The organism is Bradyrhizobium sp. CCBAU 11434, from assembly GCF_028128895.1.
In the GTDB taxonomy this organism is placed as follows: domain Bacteria; phylum Pseudomonadota; class Alphaproteobacteria; order Rhizobiales; family Xanthobacteraceae; genus Bradyrhizobium; species Bradyrhizobium zhengyangense.
Genome location: NZ_LBJX01000088.1, coordinates 12,108 through 25,078, shown reverse-complemented (window position 1 = coordinate 25,078; position 12,971 = coordinate 12,108). Strand labels below are relative to the sequence as shown.

Here is a 12,971-nt window from a genome sequence, read left to right as displayed (position 1 = left end):
TCATTTTGAAAGCGCTACAGAAAGTATCGCAAACAGAGCGCGATCACCGCTGCTCTGAGCTACCTGTTGGCTTGTCGCATACCCGTGCGCCAACTCGACGTTTGCCTCGGAGACGTGCCATTTCCATAGCGCAGGCTCCTGATGGATCACGGTGACTTCCAGAAGCCGCGGCGTGAAATAGGTTTTCATGCCACGACTATGCGCCGCTACACACGGTGAGTCCATCTTCTGCTTCATGGCCCGGTCCAGGCGGCTCTCGCGTCATGCATGAGCCTGGTTGCCCGACTCCACTCGTTGCAGCGTCACTTCGGTGGGCTGCCCTCGCATTTCGCGGCCGCCTTATCAGCCTCGAGCATTTCGATGGCGCATCGGATCATCGCCAGGCTAAGCGAGTCCATTCCCGGGGCTATCAACCTGCGGAACTGTTCAATCTCGTTGTCGATTCGGTCGCACTCGTTGCACATGGACGTCCCGCGGCTTGGAGGCGGGAGCAACAAGCTCAGTCACCGATAGTCGCCTAGATATCCGAAAAGGTGATCAAGCTTAAAGCCGCTCTTCCAGCCGCGTTCCCTGAAGCTGCAAAAAATGAGACGCAGACCGCACCTGACCAGGTAAAGGTCGGCTTCGACACGGCGGGCTGAAGTCCGTCACCTCGGGCAAGGACCAGTCCAAAATCTAGGACGGCGCCCGAAGTCCGGGCGAGGTCAACCACTCGTTGATCTCTCCAGCAACATCGATCTGCCTGGCCTTTCGCAAGAGCTCCGTGCGGCGAATGCCGAGCGGCATCCCCTTGGCCTGCAGGCGGAGATTGATCGCCTCTTGCGCGAGGCGATATTCGAATGTCGAGGATTGTCCTGGGGATCGATGAGCCGACATATTTGACGCTCCGCTGCGGGGTTGAGCGGGAGCGCAACTTGCGTCCACATCACCGATAGATGCTAAGGGCGGCGCGGTGGTAGCGGGACAATGCGCCTTTACCTGCCGGATAGCGAGCGCATTGTTTGGGTCCGAGCAGGAACCATGCGCGAATTGCCGAGTGCTAGCCGCGGACCCGCTGAGCCCTGAGCAATTGGCCGATCGCACGTTGAGCCGCGACGATAGCCTCCGCTCGGTTGAAGGCGATCCCTGTTTTGGGGGATCGACCATGTCGCTCAAACGACCATTTCCAGCCCGATGGATTGAGCGTCTGGACGACCGTGTATTCAATACCCTGATATTGCATGCGCTATCACAGCTCTGTGTCGAATCAACCCGTCTGCCGCGACCACGTCCGGTCAATCATCATTGCTTGAAGTCTTGTTTGAACGATCGACGCGGACAGCTCTAAACTCCGCAGGCCCGTCAAGCAGGCGATGCTTTCGTGTCTGGCGTTCCTTGGGACTCGCCGAGCTGTCTGCCTTGTCCTCCAATGTCGCGGTGGCCAAGCGAAGGGCCCGCCTTCGTTGGCGGACCACCCTGCGACCTCCCGCATCTTCTTCCGTCATTCAATCGGGCCTCTGAATTGGAGCGCAGTCGATCGGGCTCGCCCGCGCGATCGACGAGACTCAGCAGCCGCGGCAAATATTCTTCAGCTTTGCAGCTGTTCGGGCCTCTTCCGCAAGGAATGGATCCTTGTCTCCCGACGACCCGGCGATGCCGTTTTCGGCAGGTTTCGCAGTCTTTGGCGGAAACGCCGCATCGTAACAGGAGAGGCGCGCACTGGTGCTCTCGATCGCTCGGCAACTCGGCTCCTTGACGGAAGCCGCTAACGCCGATGCGCCGATTGCCGATGCGAGCAACAGCGCTGCCGTCCAAGTGACTGGTCGAGCCTTCTTCATGCCGAATATCCCATCGCTATTTGCTCTTGCTGGCCCAGGACGGACGCTCGCCGGTCCAAGCCGGAAGAGCATCCCACTCGGACCAACGCATCCGGCGCTCCTCACCTCCGACCCTCACGAAAACAAAGGGCGCATCGTCCCGGCCCGTTTTCGAGCCAACGAAGATTGCTGGAACTCCGTAAGCATCCCTGATGATTGCTGTGTTTGCCATCTTCGGCTCCCGCTTGGCTTGAACTGGCTCCAGCGCCTGCATTTTGACGCATGGTGATCGAACGAGCTTACCGCTGTAAAATGGCCGCGATCGTAATCAGCAGCGCAGGGAAGACGGGCACCAGCAACGGTGGTACGGGCCACTCACGAATGTCGGATTTTTCGGGATTTGACATCTGACCGCCTTTTATCGGGTCAAGGCGGGAGCGCGACGCTCTCAGTCACCGATAACAGCCACGTAGCGCGCGGTGATACCAACAGTCTAGCAGCGTTCTCGACAGCAAGCGAGATCAATCTCAACCGATGGTTCGCCGATTGTCCAAGGTGCGCGCCTTACGCAAGCTCATCCGTCCACACCTTGAAGCTGACGAGTGTGTTGGGCCCGAAAGTCTGGGTAATCGGAACATCTGCGGCATCGCGGCCCTGAGCAATCAGCACACGGCCGATTCGCGGAGTGTTGTTGCGTGGATCGAAAGTGTACCAGCGACCGCCGAGATAGGCTTCGAACCAGCCTGCGAAATCCCCGACAGCGTGGGGCGGCGGGATGCCGATGTCGCCGAGATAGCCGGTGCAATAGCGCGCCGGAATGTTCATGCAGCGGCACAATGCGATCGCAAGATGCGCATAGTCGCGGCAGACGCCTTTGCGCTCGTTGAATACTTCCCAAGCGGTCATGGTGGGCCGCGCGTGCTCGTAGCCGAACGCGATGCGATCATGCACGAAATCGCAGATCGCCTGGACCCGTGGCCAACCCGGCGCCACTTGCTCGAACAGCTTCCATGCGATGTCGGAGAGCCGATCGGTTTCGCAGTAGCGGCTGCCGAGCAGATAGACGATGGTATCAGATGGAAGATCCTCCACCGCGTGTTGCGTGGCGGACGGCGCGATCATGTCGGGCAATCCGCTATCGCGCACCGTCCCTTCGGCAGCAAGGCGCATGCGACCGGCGGGCGCAACGAGCCGGTTGCACCAGTTTCCGAAGCCATCGCGGTAGGGCGTGATCGGCACGGCAGGCTCGGTGGTGAGGTAATCCGGCACAATGATGTCGGATGCCCGGGTAAAGTGCATCCCGACCACGGCAATCAACGGCGTGACCTGCTCGAAGTCGTAGATTATTTCGAAGCCAACACCGATCTTCATGCTTTTGGCCTGACCCCGATTGCATCGACTCGAATTGGCTGCGTGGATGATCGCGCTGACAAGGGTGACCTCCGGCCGTCACTTCAAGGTAGAGGCTTCCTTGGTGATGGCCGAGATCGAACTGCCAGACTTGCGAACGACGCTGATAAACTGCTCATCCGATAGCTTGAGCCGCTTGCGCAGGAGCTTGACCTGCACTTTGTCTCTCAAATCCAGCGAATTGCGGAAGTATGTCGGCTTGCGCCTGTACATGTGAATCTCTCGCGATGAAGGAGTAGACCGGATCGCGACCAAGCGGGCATTACGCCGCTCCGGCCGCGATGGTGACTGTCCCGCTGCTCGCGAAGATTCTGTCGCCACGAAGCCAACCTTCTCAAGGAACCCGTGTTCCACTGCCTTGATAATTATCTCGTCCTTGGACGAATTGGAGGGCAACCGGAAGAACCCCGGAAGGTCGCATGCAACAAAAACGCCGCCCGCTTAAATGAAGCGCAGGCGGCGGCTCTCCAGCCCCGGGAGGGAGATTGTAAAATCCCGATGTAGGTTTGTCTGACGGGATGACGCAAGGTTCAACCGGCGAGCGATCGCGCTTCGGATTCCCGTTCACCCGGCACGGCAGCAATCGCGGATGGTTCCTGGCTGGAACCAAAACAAAGCGCTCGCTATCCGGCTGATAACAGCGCACAGTCCGACGACCATCGAGCGGCCCCTTAGCATCTATCGGCGATGTGAACGCAAGTCGCGCTCCCGCTCACCCCCTACAGCGGAGCATGAGCATGTCAACTCGACGATCTCCGGAGCAATCGAGCACGTTCGAATACCGCCTGGCGCAAGAAGCGATCAGTTTGCGCCAACAGGCCAAGGAAATGCCCTCTGGCGTTCGCCGCACGGAGCTTTTGCAAAAAGCGCGGCAGCTTGACGTTGCCGGCGAGGTCAACAAGTGGCTGACGTCGCCTGGCTTACAGCCACCATCTTGAACTCAGGTGTTAGCGTTAGAAAGAGCCGCTTCCGGCGTGACCGTCGGTGCAGACCGGCCCCAGGGCTGTGAATCCCTGCTCATGAGGGTAGGGAACGGGCGTCATGCGGCGGAGTTGACAACCATGACACTTGTCAGCGCTCTCGAGGAGTCGTTCGACATCGCCTGGAGCTTTCTTGAGAAGTCCGGCGAGTTGAGAGGAGCGGCGGAGTCCGAGGACATCCTTCTGAATTCGATCGAGCAGCAGCTGCGCAAGGGCGAGCGAAGGAAGCTCATGCTCGCCAACAGGGCGATTTCAGCCTACCGCGCGCAGGTCGCGAGGATTCCGGCGTTCAGGGGGAGGATACTCGAGCTCCTGGAGGGACAATGATCAGGAACGAAGCGAATGCCCGCCACGTGCGGGAAGCCAACAAATCATTCAAGGCGACCAGCAAGGCCAAGCCACAGACCGACTATGCGAAAGCGGAGCAATCCTTTCAGGAAAATCGCGAACGCCTGAAGGCGGAGCGTCTGGCAAGGGAAGCCCACGCAAAGGATGCTTCGAAATAGCCTCTTCTGCAGATGGCCTCGTGTCACCCTGGTCCGGGTCTAAAGCATCGAGAGAACGACGATCCCGTCTTCAAGCTCTCCGGAAGCAAGGCGCGCCCGCGCGATCTGCTCGAACTCCGTGCGATATTTGTGGAGATAGCTGAAGGCCTGCTTGTCGGTCTGAAACGTCGTCGTCAGTCTGCATATCTGTCGCGCCGCCCCGTGCGCGAGAGTAAAGGTAATGGTTCCACCACCGTCCGACTTGGCTCTGGGCACGATCAGCACTCCGGCTTGGGACGGTCATTGAAGCGGGTTATTTTGGCGACTTCCTTGCGCGCTTCTTGGGCGCCGGCGCCGGCATCGCTTCTGCTGCAGCGGCGTCAGCGGCTTCCTTGGCCTGCCGCAACTCGCGCAGTCGCGCCATGTTCTTGCGAACCTCGAGGCCCTGGCGCTCGACATCCGCGATCGCCCGTACACCTTCTTCCGCGGCCAGACGCTGACGCTGGGAGCGTGCAATTGCTTCGGGCGACGGTACTGCCGATTTCCTGGCGCTCATCCTTCACCCTGTCATGCAATGGGCAAAACCCGCTCAATCCAGGGATCGAGCGGGTACCACGGCCGTTTCAGTACATCCGTGAAACGGCGCTACGAAATCAGGCCAGCGAGAGGTTCTCTGCGCTGACTTTGCCCCGCATCTTGTCGGTCTTGGCTTCGAAATTGACCTTCTGGCCCTCGGCGAGGCCCGCAAGGCCAGCACGTTCGACCGCGCTGATGTGAACGAACACATCGTTGCTGCCATCGTCCGGCTGGATGAATCCAAAGCCTTTTTGGCCGTTAAACCACTTCACGGTACCTGTCGTCATGTTCTTCTCCAAAGCGCGCACGCGCGCGCCGCGCGACAATCACGCGGACGTTTCAACTTCGTCGATGTCTTTGGAAAAGGAGCCCGCGGGCACGTTCAACAAGGCACAGCGGCTAATCGAATGACGTCAATATACACATCATCTGCGCTTTTACAAGGAAGGCAGCCAATTTGTTTTCAATCCTGCGGTTTTGACGCTGCGCGGGCCTAGTTCCAGGCAGAACGCCGGCGCGCGCGAGAGGCCTTTATCGATTGACTTGGCCGCGCGAGGGTGGTCTCGTCGTTGCCACTGAACCGCATCGCCGTAACGTGCAAACCTGCTCGTTCGAGGCCGGCGAAGGCATCCGCGGTCACTCTCATTCTCCCATTTGTAACAAGTCTCCTGCGCAATCGGCTGCGTGCAGGATCACCTCATTTCGCAGCCCAGCGAGGAGTTTCAATGCAGGTTCTTGTTCGCGACAACAATGTCGATCAGGCGCTTCGCGTTCTGAAGAAGAAGATGCAGCGGGAAGGCGTCTTCCGCGAAATGAAGCAGCGGCGTGCCTATGAGAAGCCTTCCGAGCGAAAGACGCGCGAGAAGTCCGAAGCCATTCGGCGAGCCCGCAAGCTCGCCCGTAAGCAGGCCATCAGGGAAGGCTTATTGCCGGCACCTCCGAAGAAGAAGCTCCCCGAACGCAAGCCACCCCTTCCGCAGACTTCGGCGTCCGCCACCCAGAAAGCTCTGATTTCCTAAGGGCGAGAAGCGACAGATGCGCTGTCCCTATCAGCCTCGGATTGAGCCTGGCGGCACCCTCCTCGATCAGGAACGCCCCGTTGACGCTCGTGTTAAAGCAGGACCACATCAAAGGGTGATGCGGTGACGCGCTATTATTTCGACATCAGGGACAGCACCGGGCTCTATCCCGACGAGGAAGGGCTGGAGTTTCCAACTCAGCGTGAAGCTGAGGTAGAAGCAGCCGAGACGCTGGCAGGCCTGGCGCGCGATCTCGCGAGCCTGGATGAACGTCAAGACGTTGCAGTCGAGGTGCGAACCGACAGCGGGAGCGTGTTTCAGGCGGCGTTCATCTTCAGCGGCAACAGAACAACACAGTAGGGCTGGCGGAGCTTCAGCCTGATCAGTTCCCGGGCGACGCAAACTGCTCATGAATTGGCCGGCTTTTTCGAAGCCTAGGATCATGAACTCCCACATCGCCCGCGGCCAGGACCGCGATCTATGCCAGGCTGGCTATGCCCGCGTCTCGCAAACGGGCAAGGACCGCAAGGTCACGCTTAAACCATTTCCGGTCTGATCGCGCGGCGAGCACGATACTATCAAACATCGAGGATCGTTCGAACCGTCCCAGCCCGATATTCAGAGCGGTGCCATCGAAGTCCAGGGCCTGCCAGTTCGATGCGGCCAGAGCGTTCCGCGTTACCAACACGTGTCGCTCGGGATCGAGCTTTATCTTGTCCCCCGGGATGGCTTCGAAGCTGATCCCACCTGGAAATTCGGCCTGAGCGATGTCGAGCGCCCAGTCGGACGTGGCATAGAATTCCTTCACAAAGAGATCGTGAGCTTCCCGACGTCGTTGATTTTCTTCAGTGGTCGCCTTGGAATGCGAGAGCAGGCTTCCGTTTATCTTCACGGCACTGATGCGACCGGAAAGCACAACCCGCTCGAAAACGCATCCCCAAAGAAATAGCGGGGCGTCGCCGAGTCGCTTGAGACCTCGCAGAGACACGTCACGGAACACCCCCTCGTATATCGAGCAATTCATCTGCGAAGCCCGCTCAAGGTCTATCCGCTCAAACAGGTTAAGCGGCGCCCCCTCACCACGGCGGGCGACGCACCCACTGAACTCGCAATCGACGGCGGTGAAATCCGACAGACGGACGCCGGACGCTTTGCAAAAGAACCGTCCTCCGACGACTTCTGTAGGCATTCCCTCGGCTCTTCGCCCTATGCGTTTGACCGGAGTGAACGGTAGCGTTACCAGGAAATATCTGCAACGGATCAGACGCGATTTCGCGCTCGGCCAATCGATTCCGGTCTATCCCGATAGCCGGACAATTCAAGCTCGCGAGCGCGGACCAGGTTTCCACTTTGCCTTCGGAAGCAGGGAGCCGTGGACTTCGCTTACCATTTCAGTTCAAGCGATCAGGCCCAGCCAGCAGTCGCAATACAATCCCGAACAATTCGCTCTGCGAGGAGATGCCGAGCCGCTCATAGGCGCGCTTGCGATAGGTCAGGGTCGAATGCAGGCTGATGCCGAGCTCTTGCGAGATCGCCTCCGAGCTGAGGCCGGAGAGTATGCGGCGGCAGACCTCCTGCTCGCGCGGTGTCAGCGCGGCGAGCGGCGCGCGTGTCGCGAACAACGCGGCGAGATTCTGGTCGGGCGTTGCAGCCGGCTGGAAGTGACGGGCGACGCTGGCGCCGATGACAGGCGCGATGGCCTGCAGCCGTGCACGCTCGGCATCGGCAAAGCGCCCCTGGGCGGTGATCCGATAGAAATTAACGTAGAAGCAGGTGTCGCCGGCCCAGATCGCGGTGGCACATTTGTCGACGATATCGGAATCGTTGAAGAAGATTTTCCGGTAGCGCGCGCCGTACATGCGCGGGGCGAAGGACGGCAGCATGATCGGTGCACCGCCCTCGCCTTCGAAAAGCGCATCACGGTTGGGATCGGATTGGTGAAATTGCCCGGCATAGGCGGCGCCGAGATCGCTGCCGGTCGGGATATTGCCGGCATCGAGCAGGCAGCGCGCCGCACCCGCGCGCGTCAGCGCGAACACCATGCAATGACCGACGGCAGCCTGCCTTCGCAACGTGTCGATCAGGATGCTTGGAAAGTCGGGACGACCGATGGCGAGCACCGCGGGCGTGACATCGCCTGCCGCAGGAGTTTGGGCCATCGTGTGGGGCCGCATGGGGTTCCTCCGCAAGAGTTCTTTTGGCGGAAGATAGCAGCCAGGGGGGATCGTCGGAAGGCGCCGTCCCGATTGTGCGCCCCCTACCCTGCCGCCGCCTTCACTGGCGCGACATTGATCGCGAGCTTGCCGTAGCGGTCAGTGAAGGCCTCGGTGTCGATCTCTTCCAACTTGATCTCGCCGCTCATGACGCCCTGCTTCCATTCGGCCTGGGCCGGGTCGTTCTGGAACTCCGGCATCACTTCGCGGCCGAACAGCTCGAGCGATTCGCAGATGTGCTCGTGGCTGTTCTTGCCGGCCTGATTGAGCAGAATGACCTGGTCGATATGCGAGGATTGGAAGCGCTTCAGCTTCCTGCGGATCGTCTCGGGCGAGCCGATCAGGCCGCCGCGCAGCGCGGCCTCCTGCGCCTCAGGGTTCTCGCGCTTCCACTTGTTGTATTCGTCCCACATGTTGACGGTGTAGGGCGCCGGCCGCTGGCGGTTCTGCGAGGCGCCGTAGAAGCGCAGCGCGAACTGGAAGAAGGTGGCGCCGTCGGCGCGCGCACGCGCCTCTTCATCCGTCTTGGCGCACATGAAGAACGACACTAGCGCCATGTTCGGATTGATCTCGTAGTCAGCGAGCTTTGCGAGACGCTTGGTCATGGCGTTGTAGTAAGCGTGCACCCAGGCATGCGCGGCATCGGCGCTGACGAACTGGAAGCCGAGCGCGCCAAAGCCGTGGCGGCCGGCACGCTCGATGGTCGGCAGCTGCGAGCAGGCCATCCATAGCGGCGGATGCGGCTTCTGCACGGGCTTCGGCACGACATTGCGCAACGGGATATCGAAATACTTGCCGTGATGTTCGGAGCCGGCATCCCTGAACATCGGGAAGATCGCGGCAACGGCCTCCTCGAACACTTCCTTCTTGGTCTCCATATCGCGGCCAAACGGCGTGAGCTCGGTGATGGACGCGCTCTCGCCCATGCCGAACTCGCAGCGGCCGTTGGACAAGAGGTCGAGCACCGCGACGCGCTCGGCGACGCGCGCCGGATGGTTGGTGGTGAGCTGGAGGATACCGTGGCCGAGCCGGATGTTTTTCGTGCGCTGGCTCGCGGCGGCAAGAAACGATTCCGGCGAAGGCGAGTGCGAATATTCTTCAAGGAAGTGATGCTCGACCACCCAGGCATGGTCGTAGCCGAGACGATCGGCCAGTTCCATCTGAGAGAGCGCGTTCTGGTAAAGGGCGAGCTCGTCGCCGGCCACCCAGGGCCGCGGCAGTTGCAGCTCATAGAAGATGCCGAACTTCATGACGCCTCTCCCAGTTTTCTTGCCCGCTTATTCTTGTTGCGGGCATCTTAATGCGTGAGGCGGCGCTGTCTACGCAGTCGCAATTCCGCCTTGCGGGAGAACGGGCCTCATCACGCGGCGGCCATTCAGCGCCACGCCGATGAAGGTGAAGCGCACCATCAGGTGATAGGTCGCGAGCATCAACGGAATCGCGACGACGGGAATGATTGCGAACTTGACCAAAGCGGGCCAGTCGAACTGCGACAGCGCGACCTGCAATGCCATCACGATCGGCAGATGGATCAGATAGAGCCAGTAGGAGGCATCAGCGAGATAGCGCCGGGTCGGGCTGAAGCCGGACATGAAACGGAGCGCAAGGCCGAGGGCCGCGAAGGTCGTTATCCAGATCGCGGGCGCATAGAGGATGGCGGAGGCCAGCCGGAGCGTGGCGAAGCTGTAGGGCAGTTTTGGCGCACCCGGAGCAGACAACATCACGCCGGACAAGACGAAGCTGATCAGGATCAGGCAGAGCGCGAGCAGCAGATGCGCAAGCCAGCGCCGCTCGAGGATCCGCAGCAGACCGATCTGCCGATGCAACAGCCAGCCGACGCCGAAGGCGCTGCCGAAGCCGATCCAGGCCTGCGCATTGGTGATGAGCGAGTGATCCGGCGTCCGCACACCCATTACATTGACCCATCGTGGATCGAGGCAGAAGGCGATGCCGATGGGGATCGCCAGAACCAGCGGCGCCAGCGGATTGCGGATGATCCCAGCGAAGAGGCGATCAACAACCGCCCGCAGCGAGCCCGACGTATCGAGCCGGACGATCGCGCCGCGCAGCAGCAGCATGGCGGCATAGAGCTGCAGCAGCACATAGAGAAACCAGAGATGGGTCAGGCGGAAATTCGGCAAGGGCGGCAGCCAGCGGGACGCCCATTGGATCGAACCGCCATTCGGAAAGTCCGCCGCCCAGGTGATCACCAGGGCGATCGGCACGAACAGCAGCGGCCAGCCGATCACCAGCGGCAGGGCGATCCGCTGCAACCGGTCCGTGACGAAGCCGAAGGCGCCGCGGCGATGAAAGCTCATGCGGGCAAAGAAGCCGGCCATCAGGAAGAACGTCGTCATCCGAAACACATGGATAGCGAAAGACAGCAAGCTGAGCATGAGGCTTGGATGGGTGTCCTGGATCAGCCAGAACCGGGGCGAGGCCGGCACGAACGACAATGTCGCGTGCAGGACAATGCCGAGCAGCAGCGCGATCCCCCTGAGCGCATCGAGCGCGTGGAGCCGTTCGGGTGCGGAGGTGACGGCGCTCGCATGTAACATGGGGCTCTCGCTGGCTGGACAGGGCTTTCGTACACTCTGCCCAACCGGGGTACGTCTCTCTCGCCCGATCCAAGAATCGGCTAGCCGATTTCTCGTTGCGGCTCGCCGATGTCAGCGATGACCGGCCGGCTCAGCGCCTCGCGCCGGAATTCGGTCGGTGTGACGCCGGTCTCAGCCTTGAAGGCGCGGTTGAAAGGTCCGATCGACTGGAAGCCCGCATCCATGGCGATGGTCAGCACCGGGACCTCCCGTTGCGTCACATCGGAGAGGGCCAGCCTGGCATCCTCGATGCGATAGCGGTTGAGGAACGCATTGAAGTTCCGATAGCCCAGCCCCTCGTTGATGGCCTGGCGCAGCCGATGCTCGGGAACCTCTAACCGGGCCGCCAGCGCCCCGATCGCGAGACCTTCCTGCCGATAGGTTCGCTCCACGCTCATCAGGTGGTCGAGGCGCCGCAACAGGATCGGGTCAACCACGACCCGAGCCGTCGGAGCACGATCGGTGCCGCGCGCATCGCCGGACGCGATGGCCGCCGTGGCATCGTTGGCGGGCACGGCCGGCGGCGTGGCGAGAGTACCTACCCCGGCCATCATCGCCACCACGAACAGGACGAGCGCGGTGGGAAGGCTGCCGGGCGCGCCGGGGACAGCGACGGGAATGGCGGCGAAGCCGGCACCGGCGAAGACCACGATGAGCCCGACATTGATCGCCAGCATCGCCAACCGCAGCCGGCGGCGCCGCGCCACCAGATCGGCACGCCAGGTCTTGACGGTCTGCACCGCGGCCGCGAGCGCCAGCGCCAGATTGACCAACGCCAGGCCTCTGCCGCCCGCTCCGGCCAAAGCGGGCGAGTAAGCCCAGCCCAGCGTGAGCACAAAGCCGACGGCCACGATGCCCAGCCACATGGCGCCGTGCCATCGCCTCAGCACGAAATCGTCGTCAAACGCCGCACGTGCCCATAGCCAGAACAAGGCCGGTTGTGCCGACATGATCGGCAACACCCACCACCATGACGATTTGGGAAAGAACGGAGCGGTCGCGATGGCATAAAACACGCCGCCCGCCGACATGGCCATGCCCAGCAAAGCCTGCTGGCTGGTGGCCCGACGCAGCAGCGCCGCAAGAATGATCAACAGGAACACGCCGCTGGCCGCGCCGCGAAGCCCGAGATCGATGGCCGTGAGCCCCATCACACCCTGCCGTCTCCATCAGAAGCTCAATTTTCGCATCGCCTTCGCGCGTGCACAATCCAAAATTGCGCTTGCGGTCGCGGCGACTGCGACATCCGCAACTTGAACGGTTGATCCAGATCAACGCGTCAGCCGGCCTGCTGCATCAAAAATGCAGCAAGGCAACGGCCCGGATGCCGTCCCGATTCCCCGGACACCCCGAAGAGACCGAATATGTCGGCCCCTGACGACACGACCTCGCGCGTGCGCCGTAAGCGCATGGAGATCTTTGCGTTCCTGTTCCTGACCGCGGTTGTGATGCCCGTCCTCGCGGTCGGAACGGTCGGCTCTTACGGCTTAGGTGTCTGGATCTACCAGATGTTCGCCGGCCCTCCCGGCCCGCCGCCCTCCCCGCATTGATCCCCTCACAGCGAAAGACAGGCATCATGGCTCACGCCACACTCAACCGCCGCGCATTGATCACCGGTCGGGTGCTCAGCGCCGAGCGCATCACCCCGCCGCCGGGCTGCGAGATCGCCAGCATCATCGTGCAGGCGCGCCCTGAGCGTCTCGCCGAGCTGGACGCCGCGATCACCGCCCTTCCCGGCTGCGAGATCCACGGCCGCGATCCACGCGGCAAGCTCATCGTCGTGACCGAAGCACCTGACGCAGGCAGCCTCGGCACCCTGCTCAACACGATCCAGTCATTGCCGGACGTCTATTCCGCAGCGCTCGTCTTCCACGCCATTGAAACCGCCTAAGGGA

General features: G+C 61.4%; 19 protein-coding genes. 7 read left to right on the top strand and 12 right to left on the bottom strand.

Annotated features, from left to right (window positions below):
- From XI06_RS20550 to XI06_RS20535, 4 genes are all read right to left on the bottom strand, one after another.
- Positions 1-237 (bottom strand): hypothetical protein, encoded by a 237-nt coding sequence (locus tag XI06_RS20550; protein ID WP_237872564.1) that lies wholly within the window; start codon positions 235-237, stop codon positions 1-3.
- Positions 238-675: 438 nt separating this feature from the next.
- Entirely contained in the window at positions 676-876 is a 201-nt protein-coding gene (locus XI06_RS20545) for a hypothetical protein (RefSeq protein ID WP_237862860.1), read from the bottom strand.
- Between the two features lie 1,484 nt (positions 877-2,360).
- Positions 2,361-3,167, bottom strand: coding sequence for a transglutaminase-like domain-containing protein (locus tag XI06_RS20540; RefSeq protein WP_237862861.1), 807 nt, complete (start codon positions 3,165-3,167; stop codon positions 2,361-2,363).
- 78 nt (positions 3,168-3,245) lie between these two features.
- On the bottom strand, positions 3,246-3,419 hold the full coding sequence (locus XI06_RS20535) for a DUF3606 domain-containing protein (protein ID WP_237862862.1): 174 nt from the start codon (positions 3,417-3,419) through the stop codon (positions 3,246-3,248).
- Between the two features lie 524 nt (positions 3,420-3,943).
- Here XI06_RS20535 and XI06_RS20530 point away from each other — a divergent pair.
- The 3 genes from XI06_RS20530 (at position 3,944) to XI06_RS20520 (ending at position 4,692) form a co-directional block, all read left to right on the top strand.
- Positions 3,944-4,144, top strand: a complete 201-nt coding sequence (locus XI06_RS20530) for a hypothetical protein (RefSeq protein ID WP_271606299.1) — start codon at positions 3,944-3,946, stop codon at positions 4,142-4,144.
- A 123-nt stretch (positions 4,145-4,267) separates the two neighbouring features.
- Positions 4,268-4,513, top strand: coding sequence for a hypothetical protein (locus XI06_RS20525; protein ID WP_237862863.1), 246 nt, complete (start codon positions 4,268-4,270; stop codon positions 4,511-4,513).
- Positions 4,510-4,692, top strand: coding sequence for a hypothetical protein (locus XI06_RS20520; protein WP_237862864.1), 183 nt, complete (start codon positions 4,510-4,512; stop codon positions 4,690-4,692). The genes XI06_RS20525 and XI06_RS20520 overlap by 4 nt, the downstream gene beginning before the upstream one ends.
- Before the next feature lie 39 nt (positions 4,693-4,731).
- Here XI06_RS20520 and XI06_RS20515 read toward each other — a convergent pair whose 3' ends face one another.
- The 3 genes from XI06_RS20515 to XI06_RS20505 form a co-directional block, all read right to left on the bottom strand.
- A complete protein-coding gene (locus tag XI06_RS20515) occupies positions 4,732-4,947 on the bottom strand; it encodes a hypothetical protein (protein WP_377803182.1) in 216 nt (71 codons plus the stop codon).
- Positions 4,948-4,984: 37 nt separating this feature from the next.
- The gene (locus XI06_RS20510) at positions 4,985-5,227 is read right to left on the bottom strand and encodes a transcriptional regulator (protein WP_237862866.1); all 243 of its coding nucleotides are present in this window, start codon (positions 5,225-5,227) and stop codon (positions 4,985-4,987) included.
- Between the two features lie 97 nt (positions 5,228-5,324).
- Positions 5,325-5,534 (bottom strand): cold-shock protein, encoded by a 210-nt coding sequence (locus tag XI06_RS20505; protein WP_237862867.1) that lies wholly within the window; start codon positions 5,532-5,534, stop codon positions 5,325-5,327.
- A 438-nt stretch (positions 5,535-5,972) separates the two neighbouring features.
- Between XI06_RS20505 and rpsU the strand changes: the two genes are divergently transcribed.
- Together rpsU and XI06_RS20495 are read left to right on the top strand one after the other, a co-directional pair.
- Positions 5,973-6,266 (top strand): 30S ribosomal protein S21, encoded by a 294-nt coding sequence (gene rpsU / locus XI06_RS20500; RefSeq protein ID WP_237872568.1) that lies wholly within the window; start codon positions 5,973-5,975, stop codon positions 6,264-6,266.
- Positions 6,267-6,389: 123 nt separating this feature from the next.
- Positions 6,390-6,626 (top strand): DUF6894 family protein, encoded by a 237-nt coding sequence (locus tag XI06_RS20495; protein ID WP_271606298.1) that lies wholly within the window; start codon positions 6,390-6,392, stop codon positions 6,624-6,626.
- Positions 6,627-6,744: 118 nt separating this feature from the next.
- On the opposite strand, the gene XI06_RS20490 is transcribed toward XI06_RS20495, so the two are convergent.
- The 5 genes from XI06_RS20490 to XI06_RS20470 form a co-directional block, all read right to left on the bottom strand.
- Positions 6,745-7,455: a hypothetical protein gene (locus XI06_RS20490; protein WP_271606297.1), complete on the bottom strand. Its 711-nt coding sequence runs from the start codon at positions 7,453-7,455 to the stop codon at positions 6,745-6,747.
- 202 nt (positions 7,456-7,657) lie between these two features.
- Positions 7,658-8,440 (bottom strand): helix-turn-helix transcriptional regulator, encoded by a 783-nt coding sequence (locus XI06_RS20485; RefSeq protein WP_271606296.1) that lies wholly within the window; start codon positions 8,438-8,440, stop codon positions 7,658-7,660.
- A gap of 83 nt (positions 8,441-8,523) precedes the next feature.
- On the bottom strand, positions 8,524-9,729 hold the full coding sequence (locus XI06_RS20480) for an LLM class flavin-dependent oxidoreductase (protein ID WP_237872572.1): 1,206 nt from the start codon (positions 9,727-9,729) through the stop codon (positions 8,524-8,526).
- A 69-nt stretch (positions 9,730-9,798) separates the two neighbouring features.
- On the bottom strand, positions 9,799-11,037 hold the full coding sequence (locus tag XI06_RS20475; RefSeq protein WP_271606295.1) for an acyltransferase family protein: 1,239 nt from the start codon (positions 11,035-11,037) through the stop codon (positions 9,799-9,801).
- Positions 11,038-11,117: 80 nt separating this feature from the next.
- A complete protein-coding gene (locus tag XI06_RS20470) occupies positions 11,118-12,227 on the bottom strand; it encodes an AraC family transcriptional regulator (protein WP_237862874.1) in 1,110 nt (369 codons plus the stop codon).
- A 213-nt stretch (positions 12,228-12,440) separates the two neighbouring features.
- Between XI06_RS20470 and napE the strand changes: the two genes are divergently transcribed.
- Together napE and XI06_RS20460 are read left to right on the top strand one after the other, a co-directional pair.
- Positions 12,441-12,626 (top strand): periplasmic nitrate reductase, NapE protein, encoded by a 186-nt coding sequence (gene napE / locus XI06_RS20465; RefSeq protein WP_027532529.1) that lies wholly within the window; start codon positions 12,441-12,443, stop codon positions 12,624-12,626.
- A gap of 26 nt (positions 12,627-12,652) precedes the next feature.
- On the top strand, positions 12,653-12,967 hold the full coding sequence (locus tag XI06_RS20460) for a chaperone NapD (protein WP_271606294.1): 315 nt from the start codon (positions 12,653-12,655) through the stop codon (positions 12,965-12,967).
- The last annotated feature ends 4 nt before the right edge of the window (positions 12,968-12,971 follow it).